Source organism: Xanthomonas sp. LMC-A-07, from assembly GCF_030208825.1.
GTDB lineage: Bacteria > Pseudomonadota > Gammaproteobacteria > Xanthomonadales > Xanthomonadaceae > Xanthomonas > Xanthomonas campestris.
The window spans coordinates 170,239-190,502 of record NZ_JARVTF010000013.1 but is presented as its reverse complement, the minus strand read 5'-3'; the positions used below and the strand labels follow the sequence as shown (position 1 = coordinate 190,502).

Here is a 20,264-nt window from a genome sequence, read left to right as displayed (position 1 = left end):
GGCAAGCCCCATCACTAGGATTCTGCCCCTGTCGACGCCGAGTGCCGCACGGCCCTGCCTGGTGCGCCTCGGGCCCCGCCCATGCATCCAGTCCTACAGCATTTTCATCCCGTGGTCGCCGCCTGGTTCGGGCGGACCTTTGCTGCGCCCACCCCGGCGCAGATCGCTGCGTGGCCGGCGATCAAGGCCGGGCGGCATACCCTGGTGGCGGCGCCGACCGGCTCGGGCAAGACCCTCACCGCATTTCTTGCAGCGATCGATGCGTTGATCCGTGACGGCCTGGCCCGGGGCGGTGCGCTGCCGGACCAAACGCGGGTGATCTACGTCTCGCCGCTCAAGGCCTTGTCCAACGACATCCATCTGAATCTGGAGGCGCCACTGCAGGGCATCCGTGCGGAGTTGCTGGCGCAGGGCCTGCCCGATGTGCCGGTGCGTACGGCGGTGCGCACCGGCGACACGCCGCAGCGCGAGCGGGCTCAGGCGCGTCGTGTGCCGCCGCATATTCTGGTGACCACGCCGGAGTCGCTGTACGTGCTGTTGGGCTCGGCCTCCGGGCGCAGCGCGTTGCGCCATGTACGCACGGTCATCGTGGACGAGATCCACGCAGTGGCAGCGGACAAGCGCGGCAGCCATCTCGCATTGACCCTGGAGCGCCTGCAGCGGTTGGCCGAGCAGCCCATCACGCGGGTGGGCCTGTCTGCCACGCAGAAGCCGATCGACACCGTGGCGCAGTTTCTGGTGGGTGTTGGCGAGGACGGCGCGACGCCGCCGTGCGAGATCGTGGATATCGGCTACACCCGTCAACGCGATCTGGCATTGGCGCTGCCGCCCACGCCGTTGAGCGTGGTGATGTCCAACGACCAATGGCTGCAGGTGTATGCCGAGGTCGCTGCGCTGGCGCAACAGCACCGCACCACGCTGGTGTTCGTCAACACGCGGCGCATGGCCGAGCGGGCTGCGCGCCACCTGGGCGAGCTGCTGGGCAAGCAGCGCGTGGCAGCGCATCACGGCAGCCTGTCGCGCGAGACGCGGCTGCTGGCCGAGCGCCGACTCAAGGCCGGCGAATTGACCGTGCTGGTGGCCACTGCATCGCTGGAGCTGGGCCTGGATATCGGCGATGTGGACCTGGTCTGCCAACTCGGCTCACCACGCTCGATCGCCACCTTCCTGCAACGCGCCGGCCGGTCCGGACATGCGGTCGGCGGCACGCCGAAGGCGCGGCTGTTCCCGCAGACGCGCGACGAGCTGGTCGAATGCGCCGCGCTGCTGGATGGCATCCGCCGTGGCGAACTGGATGCGCTGCGGTTTCCGATCGCGCCAATCGACGTACTGGCGCAGCAGATCGTCGCCGAAGCTGCCTGCGAAGATTGGGACGAAGATGCGCTGTTTGCGTTGGTGCGCCGCGCATGGCCATTCGCAACGTTGAGCCGCGCCACCTTCGATGCGGTCGTGCGGATGCTGTGCGAGGGCTTCAGCACCCGGCTGGGGCCCCGCGCTGGCTATCTGCACCGCGATGCGGTCAATCGCCGCCTGCATGCGCGGCGTGGCGCGCGCATGACCGCGCTCACCTCCGGCGGCACCATTCCCGAAACCGGCGATTACAGCGTGGTGCTGGAGCCACAGGCGGAAAACATCGGCACGGTGAACGAGGATTTCGCGGTCGAAAGCCTCACCGGCGATGTCTTCCAACTTGGCAATGCGAGCTACCGCATCCTGCGCGTGGATGCGGGCAAGGTGCGGGTTGAAGATGCCAAGGGGGCGCCGCCCAATATTCCGTTCTGGTTGGGCGAGGCGCCAGGCCGCAGCGATGCATTGTCGCTGGCGGTGTCGCGCCTGCGCGAAGAGATTGCCACGCGGCTCGACGGTGCACGGCATGCCGACGCCCAGGCATGGCTATGCAATGAGGTTGGGTTGGCCGCGGAGCCGGCGCAGCAACTGTTGGAGTATCTGGCGAACGCCTGTCAGGCATTGGGTGCGATGCCGACCCAGCACTGCCTGGTGATGGAGCGCTTCTTCGATGCCACCGGCGGCACCCAATTGATCATCCACTCGCCCTACGGCAGCCGGATCAACCGCGCCTGGGGCCTGGCCTTGCGCAAGCGGTTCTGCCGCACCTTCAATTTCGAACTGCAAGCTGCCGCGACCGAGGACGCGATCGTGTTGTCGCTGTCCACCAGCCATAGTTTTGCGCTGGAAGAGGTGGCGCGTTATCTGCATTCCGCATCGGCCGAGCACGTGCTGGTGCAGGCGTTGCTGGACGCACCGCTGTTCGGTGTGCGGTGGCGCTGGAATGCCACCAACGCGATGGCGCTGCCGCGCTTTTCCGGCGGCAACAAGGTTGCGCCGCAACTGCAGCGGATGAAGTCCGAAGACCTGTTGGCCACGGTGTTCCCCGACCAGGTGGCATGTGCGGAGAATCTGGTTGGCGAGCGCGAGGTGCCGGACCACCCGCTGGTGGCGCAGACGCTGGAAGATTGCCTCCATCAATCGATGGATAGCGAGGGTTGGCTGCAGGTGTTGCGCGGCCTGGAGTCCGGCGCCATCACGCTGGTGGCACGTGATCTGGCCGCGCCGTCGCCGCTGGCGGCGGAAGCCTTGAATGCACGTCCGTACGCCTTTCTCGACGATGCGCCGCTGGAAGAGCGGCGCACCCAGGCCGTGCAGGGCAGGCGCTACACGCCGCAGAGCAGCGATGATTTGGGGCAGCTGGATCCGCAGGCGATTGCCGCCGTGCGCGAAGAAGCCTGGCCGCAACCACGCGATGCTGAAGAGATGCACGAGGCGCTGGTGGGCCTGGGTGTGCTGCCGGTGGAAGAAGCCCTCGATGCACAGTGGCAGGCATGGCTGTCGGCGTTGTCGGCGGCCGGGCGCGCCACCTGTTTTGCGATCGATGACGGCGCTGCACTGTGGATCAGCGCCGAGCGCATCGAGTGGTTTGCACCGTTGTATCCGCAGGCCGTGGCGCAGCCGCCGCTGCAGGCGCCACCGGATTGCCGTGTGGACGACTGGCAGCGCGAGTGGGCGGTGCGTGAGCTGGTGCGCGGCCGCCTGTCGGCGGTGGGGCCGGCGCAGGTGTCTGCGCTGTGCAGCGCAGTGCGCCTGCTGGCAGCAGAGGTCGAACTCGCCTTGATCGGGCTGCAGCGCGAGGGCTATGTCATGGCGGGGCGGTTCAGTGCGCAGGCACTTGAAGAGGAATGGTGCGAGCGGCATCTGCTGGCGCGCATCCATCGCTACACGCTGGGGCGCTTGCGCCGCGAGATCGAGCCGGTGTCGCAGCGCGATTACGCACGTTTCCTGTTCGAATGGCAGCACCTGGATGCCGACCACCGCGTGGCCGGGCCGGACGCACTGGCCGGTATCGTTGGCCAGCTGGAAGGTTTCGAGGCGCCGGCCGCGCTCTGGGAAAGCGAGCTGTTGCCTGCGCGCGTGCGCGACTATCAACCCGGCTGGCTGGACGAACTGTGCACGGCCGGTCGCACGGTATGGGCGCGCCTGCGTCCGGGTGGTGGGCGCAGCGGCAATGCGTTGCGCGGCACGCCAATCGTGCTGCTGCCGCGGCGTGAAGCGCAGCGCTGGAATGCCCTGGCACGCGCCGACGATGACGCGCCGCTGGGCTCACGTGCGCAGCGCGTGGTGGAGGTGCTGCAGGAGCAGGGCGCGCTGTTCTTCGATGAGATTGCCGATGCTGCGCGGCTGATGACCACCGAGCTGGAAGATGCGCTCAGCGAACTGGTGATGCGCGGGCGCGTGCATTGCGACAGTTATGCCGGCCTGCGTGCACTGCTGGTGCCGGCGTCCAAACGCCCCTCGGCACTGTCGCGGCAACGCCGGCGTGCCAGTGCGTTGGGCATCCGCGATGCCGGCCGTTGGGCGCCGGTGCGCAACCTGCCGGCGCTGCCCTTGGCCGAGGCCAGCGAGCGGCACCAGGAAATGCTGGAGCACGTGGCGCGCGCGTTGCTGCGCCGCTATGGCGTGGTGTGTTGGCGGCTGCTTGAGCGCGAGGCCGCCTGGCTACCGCCCTGGCGCGAGTTACTGCGTGTGTATCAGCGGTTGGAAGCGCGTGGCGAATTGCGTGGCGGGCGTTTTATTGCCGGCGTGTCCGGCGAACAGTTCGCGTTGCCCGATGCCATTGCCGCGATGCGTCGCGTGCGCGCGCAACCGTTGGCGCAACAGTGGATCTGCCTTAGCGCAAGTGACCCGGCCAATCTGCTCGGCAATCTGTTGCCCGGCGAGCGCATCGCGCGCGTGCCCGGCAATCGCGTGGCGTTTCTGGATGGCCTGCCGATGGCCGCATGGAGCGGCGATCGCTTCCAGCCGCTGCAAGAGCTCTCACACGAGCACGGCGAGCAGGCATTGCGACTGCTGCAACGTGGGCCGGGCGCCGCCGAGCAGACGCCACTGCAGCAATGGCTCGCTCAGTCGCCGGTTACTGATGCGCGTGCGCCGCTCACACGTGGCAGCGGACGCGACAGATAGGCGCTGCCAGGCACAACCCAGCGCCACGGCAATTCCACGGCCTTGCGAATGCCGATGCGCGGGCCGGCAAGCGGTGCCGCTGGTGGCGGAGTGCCGTCGTCCTCGATCCACAAGCGCGCCACGCCAGTGGTCAGGTCCAGTCCGTTATCGGCTGCGCTCACGCCAAAGGCTTGCGCCAGGCGGCCTGGACCAGTAGTCAGCGATTTGAACGGCGCTGCCCCGCGTGCGGCATGCATCGCATCACAGCCGGCCAGCGGTTCCAGCGCACGGAGCAACACCGCGTGGCCGGGCGCGCCGCCACATACCGCGTTGATTGCCCAGTGCATGCCGTAGATGAAATACACATACAAATGCCCGGGCGCACCGAACATCACCTGCGTGCGTGGGGTCATGCCGCGAAACGAATGCGCAGCGGCATCTTCGCTGCCGCAATACGCTTCGACTTCGGTGATGCGGCCGCGGCGGCCGTCGGCACTCACCAGAACCTTGTTGAGTAGCAGTGGCGCAACGGTGCGCGCATCGGCTGCATAAAAAGCGCGCGGCAAAGGCGAGTGCAATGACATGCGCGCAAGCCTAACGCGGTGGTTGTGATGTCTCTGCGGGACTGTCCCGGACAGCGTGCATAACGCGGGTAGGGATTTTCCGAATGGGGCGCGCGGCAAGCGAGTGAACTGTCACAAATCGACACATCCATTCGTGTGAACGACACATTCAGGCTGAAACCGCCTCAAGCGCGTTTTGCGTGCGCCGATAGCCATTAACGATTGGTTTAGCAAGGCACATCAATCGCTGCACCGATGGTGTCAGCAAGTGCCTGCCGACGCACCGCACTCATGCACGTTCACTCAAGAGACATCCCAATGCTAGGCAACCTCAAAATCGGAACCCGGCTGATCGTGGCGTTTCTGATCGTTTCGGCGATCGGCGCTTGCATTGGCTGGGTGGGGTACTCCAACTCCGGCCGGCTCAATGACCTGTCCACCACGTTGTACGAGCGCGAATTGCTGGGCTTGTCCAACGTGAAGGAAGCCAACATCAATCTGATCTACGCCGGCCGTGCGCGTGCGAACCTGCTGCTGGCCAGTAGCGCGGAAGAGCGCCAGTCGCACGTGCAGAACATCGACAAGTACACCGCCAAGGTGGTCGATTACATGACGCGTGTGCGGGCCAGCTTCGAAACCGACGAGGGCAAGACCAAGCTGGCGCAGTTCGATCGCGCCTGGCAGAAATACCTGGATGAGCGCGGCCGCTTCATCGAGGCCGCCAACCGCGAAGCACTGCGCGAGGCCAACCCCGAATTGGCCGAGCTGTCACGCGCGGTGCGCGCCAGCTCGGATGAGGTCGATACCTTGATGACCGACCTGAGCAGCTTGCGCGAACGCAGCGCGGCGTCGGCGAACGCCGAAACCGGTGCAATCCACAGCAGCAGTTCCAAGTTGCTGATGGCCATTATCTGCGGCGGCGTGCTGCTGGGCGGGGTACTCGGTGTGGTGATCAGCCGCAGCGTCACCGGCCCGATCCGCCGTGCGGTGGAAGTGGCAAACGGGCTGTCCGAAGGCGATTTGACCATGCGCATCGAGGTGCATGGTCGCGACGAAGCCGCGCAGCTGCTCGAAGCGATGCGCACCATGGTGCAGAAGCTGTCGCAGGTGGTAGGCGAGGTCAACACCAGTGCCGAAACCCTGGCCAGCGCCTCGGAAGAAGTCAGTGCCACTGCGCAAAGCATTTCGCAGGCGGCCAGCGAGCAAGCGGCTGGCGTGGAAGAAACCAGCGCCTCGCTGGAGCAGATGACCGCATCGATCAGCCAGAACACCGAAAACGCACGCATCACCGACGGCATGGCCACCCAGGCCGCGAAGGAAACCATCGAAGGCGGCGAAGCGGTCGTGGCCACCACGCAGGCAATGAAGCAGATCGCGCAGAAGATCGGCATCATCGACGACATCGCGTATCAGACCAATCTGCTGGCACTCAATGCCGCCATCGAAGCTGCACGCGCAGGCGAGCATGGCAAGGGCTTTGCGGTGGTTGCCGCCGAGGTGCGCAAGCTGGCCGAACGCAGCCAGGTGGCGGCGCAGGAAATTGGTGAGGTCGCCAGTTCAAGCGTCGAGCTCGCCGACCGCGCCGGCCGCTTGCTGGACACCATCGTGCCCAGCATCAAGCGCACCTCCGATCTGGTGCAGGAAATTTCTGCCGCCTCCGAAGAACAGTCCTCCGGCGTCAGCCAGATCAACTCGGCCGTGGTGCAGTTGAGCCAGACCACCCAGCAGAATGCCAGCGCCTCCGAAGAACTCGCGGCCACCGCCGAAGAAATGAGCGCGCAGGCCGAGCAGCTGCAGCAGAGCATGGCGTTCTTCCGGCTGGGCGGGCAGGCGCCGGCCAGCACGCCGCCCAAGCGTGGCAAGGCCGTGGCCGCGCGCGCAGCCCGCAGCAATGGCGCACGGACCTGGCGCGGCACTGCCGCACCGGCCTACGCCATGTCCGAGGGCCCGGACGAAGGCCAGTTTGCACGTTTCTGAGGACGATCGATGGATGCGTTGACACCCGATGCGCTGCTGGGCGATGCCGATGCTGCAGCCCAGTATCTGACCTTCCAGCTGGACGGCGAGACGTTTGCCACCAGCATTCTCGGCATTCGCGAGATTATCCAGTACCGTGCGCCCACGCCGGTGCCATCGATGCCGGCCTGCGTACGCGGCGTGATCAACCTACGCGGCGCGGTGGTGCCGGTGGTGGATCTGCAGGCACGGCTGGGACGTGCCGACAGCAGCATCGGCAAGCGCAGTTGCATCGTGATTCTGGCCACCGAGCAGGCACAGGGGCCGCAGGTGATCGGTGTGCTGGTGGACGCGGTCAATGCGGTGATCGAGCTGGCCGATCACGACATCGAAGCAGCGCCGTCGTTCGGCACGCACATCCGCCGCGATCTGCTGCGCGGCATGGGCAAGGTGGGCGAGCGCTTCGTCGTGCTACTGGAGATGGAGCAGGTGTTGCGAGTGGATGAGATTGCTGGCGAAACCGACGTGCTGGCGGCCTGAAATCCGCGAAACGAAGCGCCTGCGGCGGTGAGGCGTTGATCAGCGGTCGGTCTGCCAACCATCGAAGCACTGCACGCAATTGCGCCCCGCACGCGTGGCACCGAGCAAGGCGTGGCGGACACGCGCCATCAAGACATGGCTGTCCAATGGCTCGCCAGGCGCGGCGCAGACCAGCCCGGCGGTGATGCTGATGGTGTCGGCCGGCCAGGACGCGGCGGCAATCATGGCTTGCAGGCGCTGCATGCTCGCCAGCGCCTGCGCGCTGTCTGCGCCGGGCAGCACCATGCAAAAGTGCGCTGCGCCGATGCGCGCGACACCGCCGGGTTCCTGCGGCTCGGTCTCGATACAACGTGCGGCCTGCACGAGTGTAGCGTCGGCAGCGTCGCTGCCGAACTGCAGCTTGAGCCGTTTGAAGCCGTCGATCTCGATCAGCACGAATGCCAGGCCGTGTTGCTTTGCCACCGGCGCAGCGTCTTCCAGCACATGTTCCAGACCCTCCCGGTTCCACAGATCGGTGAGCGGGTCGCGTAGGGCATCGCCTTCCAGCAGACGCGCGGCCTGGCGCAGTTCGATGGTGGTGACGACGTGGCGGGCCAGCGCCTGCAATGCAGTGCGCTCGGCGTCCGACAAGGTGCGCGGGGCGCGATCGAGCACGCACAAGGTGCCCAGCGCCACGCCGTCGGACGTCAGTAGCGGTGCACCGGCGTAGAAGCGGATCTGTGGCCCGCCTGTCACCAGCGCGTTGCGCGCGAAGCGTGGGTCCACAAACGTGTCGCCCACTTCCATCATCTGGTCGGGCTGCAGGATGGCGTGCGCACAGAACGCCAGGTCGCGCGGTGTTTCGGTAGGTTGCATGCCCACGCGCGACTTGAACCACTGGCGGTCCTGGTCGATCAGCGAGATCAACGCCATCGGCGTGCGGCACAGCTGCGCGGCCGCGGCGGTGATGTCGTCGTAGCGCGGCTCCGGCGCGGTGTCGAGAATGTCGTAGCTGCGCAGCGCGGCCAGACGGTCGTCTTCGTTGGCCGGTGGCGGTGCACCCAAAGCAGCCAGCGCATTGCCGGACAGCAGCGTGGCGTGGGCCAGATTCAGCGACGGCGCGTCGGGGGTCTGCATAGAGCGTGGTACCGGCAGGTGCCCGCAGGGGCGCGAATAGGAATGACTGGTTGTCATCGGGCGGCAAGCGCTGGCGCGCGTGGTGCTGCTCGCCGATCTTGCCACACTCGTTGGCTTGCACGTGGCGCCGCGTGGGCATTTGATCTCCCGAATGTGGCCTGCGCACCGCGCGGTGCGGAACGTGGCCTCGCGCCATGCACAGGCATCGCGTGCGATCAACTTCAAACCGCGTCAATAGGCGCCGTCCGTCGTGGCGCGCACATCACGTGCGCAGCGCTAACGTTCGTTTGCAATCTTTCAACGGAGTCGCCCAGATGATGCCCGACCACACACCGCGTGAAAACGAACCCGACAGTCAGCATGGCGAACTGGAAGGCCAGCAGGATAGAAAGCAGGACGAAACGGCCAAGCAGCGCCCCGGCCAGACCGATCAGCAGATCCGCGATACCGAAAGCCGCCGCCCCAAGCCCAGCGACGAGCAGGGCACATAGCTGCACGCCGATCTGGTTGCGCGGCAGGTTGTGAGCGGTGCGCCGCGAGGCGCGCTGCTTTCCACCATCGGTGTTGCCAGTGCGCCACGGTGTAGCGCTTGGCTGCAGTGCAAGAGATCAACGACAGGTCCGATCCTGCTGCACGATTTCGATGCTGCGGATGCCGTGAATCCGACGCGGTCGTCAGCACTCTGGTGGACTACCGACTACCGACTGCCGCGCTTTAAGCAGTGCAGTTGGCCATCAACGCTGCGGTTGTGCGGCGCGTCAGACACATGACGTCGCCGTGTCTGCAGTTGAATTTAATGGGCGACCAGTGATCCTCGCTTGCAGCAGCATGTTTGGGACGTCGCCGTTTGCGACGCCTGACTGCGGGTTCTAAACCAAGTCAGGTGCATCGGTATCACTAGATGCATGTGCATCTCGTTCCACGTGGCTGGCAAGATTGCGGTCGCACATCATTCACCCGAGACGCGCTGCAGAGAGGACTGTGCTGGGGCACTCACGGCGCTGCTACATCGCTCGCGATTACTCGCCACCGAGCAGCGCAGTTCCATCACAAATTCAAAGGTGTTCATCCGCTGGCGCGCTGAAGGGTTGATCGAGCGCCACGCCGTAAGAAAAATAGCAGCTGGGCCATACAACCCTTGTTCTATGCCATTCCACGGCTACGTCGGTGTTTTCCGTGTGACTACGGTCGAAGCCAAACGCCTGGGCGCCAACGAATGGACGTCCACGGCGTACATCCACCACGGCGATGAGGCAGACGCAATCCGGGTCTTACCCGATGTGGGCTGTAGTGCTGATCGCATGGAGGCGCGCCGCCAGGGAATGCAGGCGGGCGTACAGGCAGCGCAGTTGCTGAATGCTGGTGTCCGCAACAGGCAAGAGCCTCCGCGCTGGCGCAATGTCTAACAGCGCGCTGTTGATGCGGCTGCACGCGGTCATGCGTCGGCCCACACGTGTTCGTCAGATGCCCACTGCGATACTGCAGCGCATGAAACAGCGCACCCTACAACGCACCGTGCTGCATGGTCATTGCGGCGAGTTCCGCGTCGAAACGGTCGAGTTCCAGGCGCCGGGCGACCCGCAGTGGAGCTCCACGGCGTATGTCTACCATCGCGATCTGTCATCGGCGGTCGCCACGATTGAAGAAGCTGGCAAGGCCGGCTATCGCGGCGATGCGCGGGCCCAGGCAATGCAGCTTGGCCGCTGCCTGGCGGAGTTCCTGGATCCGGCCGGTTACCGCGTGGCGTGATGCGGCCCGGTGATTGCGGTGCGCGCTAGCATCAGCGCCACCGTCACCCCGAGTTCCAGATCTTCTTGCCACAGAACCGATATTTCATCCAGTCGCTACTAGCAGCCGCCGGCTGCTAATAGCTCCAGATACGGTCTGCCAACACTCTCGTGGTCTTCAGCGCCAAGTTGACGCGACAAATAGAGAAGTCGGAGAGTGGCGGCGTTTGAATCTGAGTCTGGGCACAAGTGCCCCCAGATATGCCCCCACTGTCTCGCGCGTTTCAACGAAACGATCCGCTCCGGCCAAAAATGCAGAAGGCCGGTCAACCCGTCCTACAGCAGGGTTTCCGGCCTTCTTCCATCCCGTTCGGGGTGCTATCTGGTGGAGCGGAAGGGGATCGAACCCTCGACCTTCGCGATGCGAACGCGACGCTCTCCCAGCTGAGCTACCGCCCCACGTGACTCGATTCTAACCACATGCCACGCGGTTCGCCAAGGGCTGCCTGCGTGGCTGGCCGCATCGGGGGGATGCGGCCGGTGGTCTGATTACTCGCGAATCAGCGGGAACTTGAGGTCGGGGTTCTTGGCCTTCCATTCCTTGTACGACTCCGTGCCTTCCCATGCAGCGAAGGCCTTCGGCGTGCGTCCGCGGCCAGACCAGGTCTCGCCGGTGCCGGGAAGCTCGTACTTCGGGCGCACTTCGCTGCGGCCGGTCTTCACCACGTCCTTGCGGGCGGCGGTGGTGGTGCCCAGGTAGGCAGCAATGTCGTTGCGCTGCTTGGTGTTGAAGTGGCCGGCAAACTGTTCGAGCAGCGACACGATGGTGGCATGTGCTGAGGATGCCTCACTGGCGCGCTCGGTTTTTTCCTGTTCTTCCAGCTTCTGCAGCTCGTCCAGCAGCTTGGCTTTGGCTTGCGCGATGGAATCCAGTTTCGAAGAAGTATTGCTCACAGAGGTATGGCCTCGGAATAAGAGTGGAGACACCGCCCGATGGGCGCGCGCCATTATGGCACTGGTCCGTGGATGGTCGTTGCACGGACACGGCTTTACACATGCGCTAAACGGGCCGTTCACGGGGTCTGGCCGGACGCTTTCGCATTGTCGTGCTGCGCCTGCTGCAAGACGCATCGCGTCTGCTGGCAGGCCCAACCGCAACAATACAGGAGCATGCCATGAGTGATGACACCCGCAATGTCGGCACGCCGGATCGTGACCGGATCAATGTGCACGAAGCCTACGAACTGCAGTATTGGACCGAGGCCCTTGGCGTGAGCGCCGACGAACTGCGCGCGGCCGTGGATGCGGTGGGGCCAGTGGCCGCCAAGGTGCGCCAGCACCTGGGCAAGTAGGCCCGGCTTGCATGAGCCTGAGCGAATATCGCCGCAAGCGCAGCTTCGACAAGACCCGCGAGCCGGAGCCAGGCAAGCTGCTGCCGCAGGGCCAGCGGGCGATCTTCGTGGTGCAACTGCACCACGCCAGCCGGCGCCACTACGACTTTCGTCTGCAGGTGGGCGATGCGCTCAAGAGCTGGGCGGTGCCGAAGGGGCCAAGCTACGACCCGGCAGTGAAGCGCATGGCGGTAGAGGTGGAAGACCACCCGGTGGACTACGCCGGTTTCGAGGGCGAGATTCCGAAGGGCGAATACGGCGGTGGCCACGTGGCACAGTTCGATCATGGGGTCTGGGCCACCGCCGGTGACCCGGAAGCGCAGCTGGCCAAGGGCCACCTGCGCTTCGAGTTGTTCGGCAGCAAGCTCAAGGGCGGCTGGCACCTGGTGCGCTCGAGCAAGCCGGCCCGCCAGCCGCAGTGGTTGCTGTTCAAGGAAGACGACGCCTATGCCGGCACGCTGGAAGCCGACGATCTGCTGGCCGATGTGGCTGCCGCGCCAGCAGAGGATGTACGTCGCGCCGGGGCCGGCAAGGCCCAACGCAAGGCACTCACTACCGTGCCTGTGCCACGGGCGCGTGCACGTAACGCCTGGACCAACGCCGCGTTGAAACTCACGTACGCGCGGCGCGGCGACATCGACGATGCCGCCTTCGCACCGCAGTTGGCCAAGCTTGGGCAGGCGCCGCCGGACGGGGCGCAATGGGTGCATGAAATCAAGTGGGACGGTTATCGCATCCTGGCCACGGTGACCGATGGTCAGGTACGGCTGTGGTCGCGCAATGCGCTGGAATGGACCGACAAGATTCCCGACATCCGCGATGCGATCCAGGCGCTCAACCTGCGCTCGGCACGGCTGGATGGCGAGCTGATCGCCGGGCGTGGCACCAAGGAGGATTTCAACCTGCTGCAGGCGACCTTGTCGGGCGAACGCCAGGTGCCGCTGGCGCTGGCGGTGTTCGACCTGCTGCACATCGATGGCGTGGAGATCAGCGAGGCACCGCTCCGCGAACGCAAGCAGCTCTTGCAGCAGGTCCTGGCGAATGCGCCCGCCGGCCACTTGGCCTACAGCTCGCATGTGGAGGGCGATGGGCCGGAGGCGTTCCGGGTCGCCGGCGAGCAGCACTTCGAGGGCATCATTTCCAAGCGTGCCGACCGGCCATACCGCGGCGGTCGCAGCGATGATTGGCGCAAGACCAAGCAGCTGGCCAGCCAGGAATATGCGGTCGTCGGCTATACCGCGCCCAAGGGCAGCCGTACCGGCTTCGGCTCGCTGCTACTGGCCACGCCAGATCCGCAGCACGGCTGGATGTATGCGGGGCGGGTTGGTTCGGGCTTTTCGGATACGTTGATGCAGGAAGTGACCCAGCACCTGCACGGGGGCGGCAAGCGGCCCACCGCGCATATCCCCACCGAGGACACCGATCTGCGCGGCGCCACCTGGTTTGCACCGCGGTTCGTGGTGGAGGTGTTCTATCGCGGCATCGGTGGGCAGCAGCTGTTGCGCCAGGCCTCGCTCAAGGCGGTGCGTCTGGACAAGGACATCGCCGACCTGGCCGACAGCGACACGGGGGATCTCAGTCCCGCTCAGGCTGACGTGGCCGACACTCCCGCGCGCGGGCGCAAGCGTGCAAGCAAGCAGGCGCCCGCGCTGGGCGAGCCCACGCTGTCCAGCCCGACCAAGCTGATCTACCCAGATATCCGTGCCACCAAGGGCGATGTCTGGGATTACTACCACGCGGTGATGGATCACCTGCTGCCAGAGATCGTGGGGCGGCCGTTGTCGATCATCCGTTGCCCCAACGGTGCGGAAAAACCGTGCTTTTTCCAGAAGCATCACACCGCCGGGCTGGAGCGGGTGAGCTCGGTACGGTTGAAGGAAGAAGCCGGCAGCAATGCCTACTATCTGGTGGTCGAGGATGCGCCCGGGCTGCTGGAACTGGTGCAGTTCAATGCGCTGGAATTCCACCCCTGGGGCTCGCATGCCGCGCGGCCGGATATGGCTGACCGCGTGGTGTTCGATCTGGATCCAGGCCCGGATGTACCATTTGCCGAGGTCAAACGGGCCGCCACCGATATCCGCAAGCTGTTGGCGCAGCTGGAACTGGAATCGTTTCTGCGCGTCTCCGGTGGCAAGGGCCTGCATGTAGTGGTGCCCTTGAACCCAGGCTGCGATTGGGAGCTGACCAAGCGCTTTGCCAAAGGCTTTGCCGACGCGTTGGCGCAATCCGAGCCGGACCGCTTCGTGGCCACGGCAACCAAGCGCTTCCGCAACAAACGCATCTTTGTCGATTACCTGCGCAATGGGCGTGGTGCCACTGCAGTGGCGTCGTATTCGCTGCGCGGCCGCCCGGGCGCACCGGTGGCATTGCCGCTGCCGTGGTCAGATTTGGCCAAGCTGCATCGCGCCAATGCTTTCACCCTGCGCGATGTCCCAGACAAGTTGCGTCGCCGCCGCAAGGACCCTTGGGCAGATATCGCCAGCATTCAACAGAACTTGGCGCGCTGGGCGGACCAGGGCTGAGGCACGGGCTCCATTCTCACAGAGCACGCCGGATGCGTTGTTGCCGCACGCCGCCGCAGTTACGCCGCAAGCGTGCGCAAACACGCCGCTCAGGGCGTTGCCGCATCCAGCAGCGGCAGCAGATCTGCCTCCAGCGCCTCGCGTCGCCACTGCCCGAGCGCGGCCGGCCAGCTGCGCTGCTCGATCAGGGTTTCCAGATGGCGGCGCGAGGCGAGGATGCCGTCCGGCAGTTCGAGCTCGCGGCTGCGCTGCGTCACTGCGTCCTGCAGGCGCTTGAGCGTGGCCTTGTTGCCATCGGTGGAGGCCTGCGCCAGCGGGGCGTGGTCTTCGTCGGGCAAGGGCGTGTTGAGCGCCTCCCAGACCGCGTTGGCGAGCTTGCGCGGGGCCTTGGGGAATTTGTCGAATTGGCGCATCAGTGCGTCCAGATCCGCTGGCGGGAAGCGCGCCAGCTGGCTGGCCAGTTCGTTGTCGAGTATCCAGCTGCGCGGGCGGTCGCTCTGCCGTGCCTGCAGGTCGCGCCAGCGCAACAGGCGCAGCAGGCGGCGCTGTGCGGCCGGTTCCAGGAACTGTGCGGTGCGCAGGCTCACGTGCGGCCAACGGTCGCCATCGTCGTGCTCCACTGTGCCGAGCAAGCGCTCGCCATCTTCGGCCAGCCAGCCTAAGCGGTCTTGCGCGGTTAGCTTGGCGGTGAGCGCGTCGTGGATGGCAAACAGGTAGCGCACGTCGTCGGCAGCGTATTCCAGCTGTGCGGGTGAGAGCGGGCGGCGCATCCAGTCCGAGCGGGTCTCGCCCTTGGTGAGCAGGGTGCCGGTGATTTCCTGTACCAGTTTCTGATAGCCCATGCCGCCACCGACGCCGGCCAGTGCGGCCGCGATCTGGGTGTCGAACAACGGCCGCGGCAGCACGCCGCAGGCACACTTGAAGGTGACCAGATCTTCGCTGGCGCTGTGCATCACTTTGACGATGTCCGGCGCGATCAGCCAGTCTTTCAGTGCATCGGTCATGCCCGGAATCAACGGGTCGATCAGCAGGATTTCCTCACCGATCGCCATCTGCACCAGCGCCAGTTGCGGCCAATAGGTGCGCTCACGAATGAATTCGGTATCCAGGCCAATGCGGGACGGACGCAATTGCAGGCGTTCGGTCAATTCGGAGGGGTGGGTGATCCAATGGGGCACGTGATTTCCGTCGACAGCAAGGGTTTGCGTAGAGCGCGCAGAATAGCCTAACGTCGCGATCGCCTGCCGAAGGGGCAGTGCCGGGCAAGGAGTGGGTGTGGGTCAGTGCGGCAATCGGATCGCAGCATGGGCGCTGGTCGCGCTCTGTGCCGGCGCGTGCTCACGCGAGCCGACAGCTACGCCCGCGGCGGTTACCAAGCCGCGCGTGGCCGCCACTGCCAGCGCAGCGCCGGCCACCGCACCGCGCGTGTCCATTGGTGGCGAAGAATCCGCCGAGACCGTTGCGCAGTGGCAGCCACCACCGGTGGACCTGGGCGAGACGCCGCTGGCGCAAGTGCGCCAGCGCGCCGCCGAGGCGTTGAAGGAAGATCGCCTCTACCGCAGCGCCGACGATGCCATTCCGCTGTATCTGGCGATCCAGCAACGCAGCCAGGGCAAGGATGCGGTCAGCCGACGTGGCCTGGAGCAGGCACGGCAGCGTCTGCTTGAGCGCGGCCATGCGCTGGTCGAGCAGACCGACCGTCAGGACAACGCACTGGAGCAGGCGCGCGAGCTGGCGATCGTGGCACTGGCCCTGGCGCCGGAAGATCCCAAGGTGCGCGCGCTGCAGCTCGAAGTGGAAACGGCCCAGCGCGTGCTCGGCTTCAATCGCGCCGGCGAGGACGATCTGCGCAACGGGCGTCTGGGCGAAGACGGCAACGGCGCGCTGGTGAACTTCCGCGATGCCGCCCAGCTGGACCCAGACAACCCGCGCACACGCCAGGGCCTGGCCGCAGTGGAAAGCGCCTTGCTGCGGCGTGCCGAACAGGCCGCCGAGACTGCCAACTTCGTGGCGGCGCGCTACTGGTTGCAGATGGCCGGCCAGGTGCGCGAGCGCGCGCCGACCATTGCCGATGCACGTGCGCGTATCGAGCGCATGCGGCGCGCGCAGATCGCCGCGCTGCGCGATGCCGGCCTGCGTGACCTGACCACCCCGCGCGGGCTCAAGCCGGCCGGCGAAAAACTGGCCGAGGTGCTGCGCATTGCCGATCCCGGCGACCCGGTGGCCGGCGATCTGCGGCGGCGGCTGGAACTGGCCACGCACTACGGCAGTTTTCGTCCCGGCCAGGTGTTCACCGATGGCCTGAAGGTCGGCGGCCGCGGCCCGCAGATGATCGTGGTGCCACATGGTGCGTTCCGCATGGGCGCAGGCGACTATGAGCCGGGCGCATCGGACAACGAACGCCCGGCGCATTACGTACGCTTTGCGCGCGGGTTCGCGATGTCCATCACCGAAGTCACCGTGGCCGAGTTCCGCCAGTTCGTGGAAGCGACCAAGGCGCGGCCGCGCGCAACACGGCGCGGCCATTCGGTGGTCTACGACGAGCGCAGCGGCAACTTCATTCGCCGCAGCGGGGTGGACTGGCAATCGGATTACAACGGCGCCCAGGCCGCCCCCAACAGCCCGGTGATGCATGTGAGCATCCGCGACGCCGAAGCCTATGCGACGTGGTTGTCCGAACAGACCGGCCGCCACTACCACCTGCCCAGCGAAGCAGAGTTCGAGTACGCGCTGCGTGCCGGCACCACCGGCCGCTATCCGTGGGGTAACCCGGGCGTGCCGCCGCCCGATGCGGGCAACTTCACCGGCGGCAACGACGTCTCGCGCAGCGGGCGGCACTGGAACAACGGCTTTGTCGGCTATGGCGACGGCTTCTGGGGGCCGGCGCCAGTGGGCAGTTTTCGCGCCAATGCCTGGGGCCTGCACGACATGGGCGGCAACCTGAGCGAGTGGGTGGCCGACTGCTGGCACGCCAGCTACCGCCGCGCACCGGCCGACGGCGCCGCGTGGTTCAACCCCGGTTGCCGGCAGCGCCTGGTACGTGGTGGCAGCTGGGCCAATTCGCCGCTGCAGACACGCGCGGCCTGGCGGCTGTCGCAAGAGTCCGACACCACCAGTGCGCGCATCGGCTTCCGCCTGGCGCGCGGCATCTAGGCTGGCGCGGCGCCAGGCTTAACCACGGAAAACGGCGCCACCGCGTGGCTGGAACCGGGCGCGGCCTGCGCCGGTCCAAGCCGCAGCGTTTTCAAGGACCGCCGCGATGACCTGGGGTATCACACTGTTTCGCTGGATCGTGGCGCTGCTGTTCATTGCAGGCAGCGGCTATGCCGTTGCCCGGCATCTGCAGGACGGCAACACCGCCGGCAACTACGGCGCGGTGGAAGTGGTGCGCCCGGAAGGTACGCCCAAGGCCATGGTGGTGCTGCTGCCGGACAGCGCACACGCCGAGCAGGGGCAGCAACTGGCCGACCTGCTCAGCGACGATGGCGCGCTGGTCGCGGTGGTCGACACCGCGCGGTACCGCACCCGTGCGCGCAGCCGGCATGCTGCCTGCAGTGCGCTGGCCGACGACGCCGAGCGGCTCGGCAAGAAATTGCTGCGCGCCGAGCACGTGGATGCCTTCCTGCCGCCGGTGCTGGTCGGGCAGGGCGATGGCGCGCTGCTGGCGCGTCAGGCGGTCGCCAACGCCGCGCCGGATGTGCTAGGTGGCGTCGTGGTGGCCGATGGCGACGCCACCGACACCGGGTTGGCGTGCCTGCACGACATGCCCGACCCGAACCAGGGCTTCCTGGATGCCCAGGTGGAAGATGCCAGCCCGGCGCAGATCGCCGCCGCCACGCGCGGCCATTTCCAGGCCGCACAGGCGCAGGGCTTGGCCGACCTGCCGCTGGTGGAACTGCACGCGCCCGGCAGCGATCGTCTGGTCGTGCTGCTCTCAGGCGACGGCGGCTGGCGCGAGATGGACAAGGACATTGCTGCACGCCTGCAGCAACAGGGCGTGTCGGTGGTGGGTTTCAACAGCCTGCGCTACTTCTGGGGCAGCCGCACCCCGCAGCAGGTGGGTGTGGATCTGGACCGGATCATCGCCACCTACCAGCAGCGCTGGCATGCGCATCACGTGGCCTTGGTGGGCTATTCGTTCGGTGCAGATGTGTTGCCATTCGCATTTCCCGAACTGCCGGCGGCGCGCCGCGATGCGGTGCAGTTTGTCGGCTTGCTGGGCCTGGCCCATGAAGCCGACTTCAAGGTGCGGGTGGGCGGTTGGCTGGGCTGGCACAACGAGGCCGAGCGCCCGATCGCCCCGGCGCTACAGGCGCTCGATGCGCATCGGCTGCAATGCATCTACGGCGAGCAGGAGAAGGACACCTTGTGCCCGGAGCTGCGCGCGCGTGGCGTGGAGGTCATTGCGCGTCCTGGCGGCCACCACTTCGACCGTGACCCGGGTGCGCTGGCCGACATCCTGCTGCAGGGCTGGCAGCGCGCGGCGCAACTGCCGGGGCATGCGTGAAGCCCGCGCAGCTGCAGGCATGTTGCACGGCGTGCCTGGATGAGCGCGTCAGCCGGTCTCGCTGGTGTCGACCACGACCGTCACGCTGCCATCGGCCAGCTGTGCGCGCAGGCGATCACCCTGGGTCAATCCGGCGGCACTGCGCACCACGCTGCCATCGGCCTGACGGGTGACGATGGCATAGCCGCGTGCCACCGTGGCCAGCGGGCTGACGGCTTCCAGTGAACGCACCAGGCCGCGCAGATGCAGGTGATCCTGTTGCAGGCGCCGCTGCATTGCCGCTTGCGGATGTGCAGCGCGCAGGCGTTGCTGCAGGGGTGCCAGATGGCGCTGCGGGCTGTGTGACTGCACACCGGCCTGCGCGCGCTGCACACGTGCCTGTAGCCGCTCCAGGATGTGCTGCATGCGCGCACGCAGGTGCCGTGCGGCGTCTTCCTGGCGGCGTTGCAGCAGCTGCAGGCGTGCCTGCGGGCTGCGCGCGCGCAGGCGCAGCGCCAGCCGGTCCGCGTGTTGCATCGCCTGGCCAAGCGTGTGCTGCTGCAGCTGGCTGAGCCGGGCCTGCGCGCGCCGCACACGTGCCACCAGTTCGCGTTGATCGGGCACCAGCAACTCTGCGGCAACCGAGGGCGTGGGCGCACGCACGTCGGCGGCAAAGTCGCTCAGGCTGACATCGGTCTCGTGACCGACCGCCGACACCACTGGCGTGTGTGCTACGGCGATCGCCCGCGCCAGGCGCTCGTCGTTGAACGCCCACAGGTCTTCCAGCGAACCGCCACCGCGGGTGATCAAGATGACGTCGTAGCGGCCGGAGGCATCGGCGCGTTGCAGCAGCGAAGTGATCTGCGCAGCCGCGCTGTCGCCTTGTACCAGCGACGGCAAAATCTCCACCTCCAGCAGCGGGAAGCGACGCGCCAGCACGCTGAGCACGTCGCGCACGGCCGCACCGCTGGGCGAGGTGATCACCGCCAGGCGGCGCACATGCGCGGGCAGCGGCTGCTTGCGCTCTGCGTCGAACACGCCCTCGGCGGCCAGCCGCGCGCGCAGTTCCTCGAACGCGCGCCGCAGCGCACCTTCGCCGGCTTCTTCCATGTGGTCCAGCACCAGCTGGTAATCGCCACGTGCCTCGTACAAGGTGAGGCGCCCGCGCGCGAGCACGCGCAGCCCCTCGCGCGGCTGGAACTTCAGCCAGGTGCTCTTGGGCTTGAACATCGCGCAGCGGATCTGCGCGCGCGCATCCTTGAGCGTGAAATACAGATGGCCGGAGGCGGGGCGGGTGACATTGCCCAGCTCGGCTTCTACCCACACCAGGGGGAAACTGCCTTCGAGCAGGTCGCGCGCCAGCGTGTTGAGCTGGCTGGGAGTGAGGATCTGTTCGGTGCGGTCGGCCATCGCCGCATTATCCCGCAGCGGGGCACGCAATGCGTGAGCGGCTGCGTGCGGTGCGCCTGATGCGGCGAACGATCAGGTGTGGACGGTGAAGCAAGTGC

15 protein-coding genes and 1 tRNA gene are annotated in these 20,264 nt (G+C 66.5%); 10 read left to right on the top strand and 6 right to left on the bottom strand.

Annotated features, from left to right (window positions below; all coding sequences use genetic code 11):
• The first annotated feature begins 81 nt into the window (after nt 1–81).
• Nucleotides 82–4,476 (top strand): DEAD/DEAH box helicase, encoded by a 4,395-nt coding sequence (locus tag QRM89_RS14810; RefSeq protein ID WP_285448343.1) that lies wholly within the window; start codon nt 82–84, stop codon nt 4,474–4,476.
• Here the strand turns inward: QRM89_RS14810 and QRM89_RS14805 are convergent.
• Nucleotides 4,416–5,039: a DNA-3-methyladenine glycosylase gene (locus QRM89_RS14805; RefSeq protein WP_285448342.1), complete on the bottom strand. Its 624-nt coding sequence runs from the start codon at nt 5,037–5,039 to the stop codon at nt 4,416–4,418. The genes QRM89_RS14810 and QRM89_RS14805 overlap by 61 nt on opposite strands.
• 297 nt (nt 5,040–5,336) lie before the next feature.
• On the opposite strand from QRM89_RS14805, the gene QRM89_RS14800 reads away from it, so the two are divergent.
• Together QRM89_RS14800 and QRM89_RS14795 are read left to right on the top strand one after the other, a co-directional pair.
• Nucleotides 5,337–6,995 carry a methyl-accepting chemotaxis protein gene (locus QRM89_RS14800; protein WP_285448341.1) on the top strand — a complete coding sequence of 553 codons (1,659 nt, stop codon included), beginning with the start codon at nt 5,337–5,339 and terminating at the stop codon, nt 6,993–6,995.
• Nucleotides 6,996–7,004: 9 nt separating this feature from the next.
• Nucleotides 7,005–7,514, top strand: a complete 510-nt coding sequence (locus QRM89_RS14795; protein ID WP_011037457.1) for a chemotaxis protein CheW — start codon at nt 7,005–7,007, stop codon at nt 7,512–7,514.
• A 39-nt stretch (nt 7,515–7,553) separates the two neighbouring features.
• On the opposite strand, the gene QRM89_RS14790 is transcribed toward QRM89_RS14795, so the two are convergent.
• Nucleotides 7,554–8,630 carry a diguanylate cyclase gene (locus QRM89_RS14790; RefSeq protein WP_285448340.1) on the bottom strand — a complete coding sequence of 359 codons (1,077 nt, stop codon included), beginning with the start codon at nt 8,628–8,630 and terminating at the stop codon, nt 7,554–7,556.
• Between the two features lie 317 nt (nt 8,631–8,947).
• On the opposite strand from QRM89_RS14790, the gene QRM89_RS14785 reads away from it, so the two are divergent.
• The 3 genes from QRM89_RS14785 to QRM89_RS14775 all read left to right on the top strand — a co-directional run bounded on the left by QRM89_RS14785 (nt 8,948) and on the right by QRM89_RS14775 (nt 10,379).
• Nucleotides 8,948–9,121: a hypothetical protein gene (locus tag QRM89_RS14785; protein WP_172666318.1), complete on the top strand. Its 174-nt coding sequence runs from the start codon at nt 8,948–8,950 to the stop codon at nt 9,119–9,121.
• 414 nt (nt 9,122–9,535) lie between these two features.
• Entirely contained in the window at nt 9,536–10,036 is a 501-nt protein-coding gene (locus tag QRM89_RS14780) for a hypothetical protein (RefSeq protein WP_285448339.1), read from the top strand.
• Nucleotides 10,037–10,118: 82 nt separating this feature from the next.
• The gene (locus QRM89_RS14775) at nt 10,119–10,379 is read left to right on the top strand and encodes a hypothetical protein (protein WP_040941188.1); all 261 of its coding nucleotides are present in this window, start codon (nt 10,119–10,121) and stop codon (nt 10,377–10,379) included.
• Nucleotides 10,380–10,740: 361 nt separating this feature from the next.
• Here QRM89_RS14775 and QRM89_RS14770 read toward each other — a convergent pair.
• Together QRM89_RS14770 and QRM89_RS14765 are read right to left on the bottom strand one after the other, a co-directional pair.
• Nucleotides 10,741–10,816 (bottom strand) — tRNA-Ala (locus tag QRM89_RS14770).
• Between the two features lie 90 nt (nt 10,817–10,906).
• Nucleotides 10,907–11,311 carry an H-NS family nucleoid-associated regulatory protein gene (locus QRM89_RS14765; protein ID WP_040941192.1) on the bottom strand — a complete coding sequence of 135 codons (405 nt, stop codon included), beginning with the start codon at nt 11,309–11,311 and terminating at the stop codon, nt 10,907–10,909.
• Nucleotides 11,312–11,532: 221 nt separating this feature from the next.
• Here QRM89_RS14765 and QRM89_RS14760 point away from each other — a divergent pair, with 221 nt between their 5' ends.
• Together QRM89_RS14760 and ligD are read left to right on the top strand one after the other, a co-directional pair.
• Nucleotides 11,533–11,709 carry a DUF3606 domain-containing protein gene (locus QRM89_RS14760; protein ID WP_259174289.1) on the top strand — a complete coding sequence of 59 codons (177 nt, stop codon included), beginning with the start codon at nt 11,533–11,535 and terminating at the stop codon, nt 11,707–11,709.
• Nucleotides 11,710–11,720: 11 nt separating this feature from the next.
• Nucleotides 11,721–14,270, top strand: coding sequence for a DNA ligase D (gene ligD, locus QRM89_RS14755; protein WP_285448338.1), 2,550 nt, complete (start codon nt 11,721–11,723; stop codon nt 14,268–14,270).
• An 89-nt stretch (nt 14,271–14,359) separates the two neighbouring features.
• Here the strand turns inward: ligD and rnd are convergent, their stop codons facing one another.
• Nucleotides 14,360–15,448 carry a ribonuclease D gene (rnd, locus tag QRM89_RS14750; RefSeq protein ID WP_285448337.1) on the bottom strand — a complete coding sequence of 363 codons (1,089 nt, stop codon included), beginning with the start codon at nt 15,446–15,448 and terminating at the stop codon, nt 14,360–14,362.
• A gap of 205 nt (nt 15,449–15,653) precedes the next feature.
• Between rnd and QRM89_RS14745 the strand changes: the two genes are divergently transcribed.
• Together QRM89_RS14745 and QRM89_RS14740 are read left to right on the top strand one after the other, a co-directional pair.
• On the top strand, nt 15,654–17,423 hold the full coding sequence (locus tag QRM89_RS14745; RefSeq protein ID WP_315968447.1) for a formylglycine-generating enzyme family protein: 1,770 nt from the start codon (nt 15,654–15,656) through the stop codon (nt 17,421–17,423).
• A 106-nt stretch (nt 17,424–17,529) separates the two neighbouring features.
• Entirely contained in the window at nt 17,530–18,777 is a 1,248-nt protein-coding gene (locus tag QRM89_RS14740; RefSeq protein ID WP_285448336.1) for a virulence factor, read from the top strand.
• 48 nt (nt 18,778–18,825) lie between these two features.
• Here the strand turns inward: QRM89_RS14740 and xseA are convergent, their stop codons facing one another.
• Complete coding sequence (xseA, locus tag QRM89_RS14735; RefSeq protein ID WP_285448335.1) at nt 18,826–20,166, bottom strand: exodeoxyribonuclease VII large subunit; 1,341 nt, start codon at nt 20,164–20,166, stop codon at nt 18,826–18,828.
• Between the last annotated feature and the right edge of the window lie 98 nt (nt 20,167–20,264).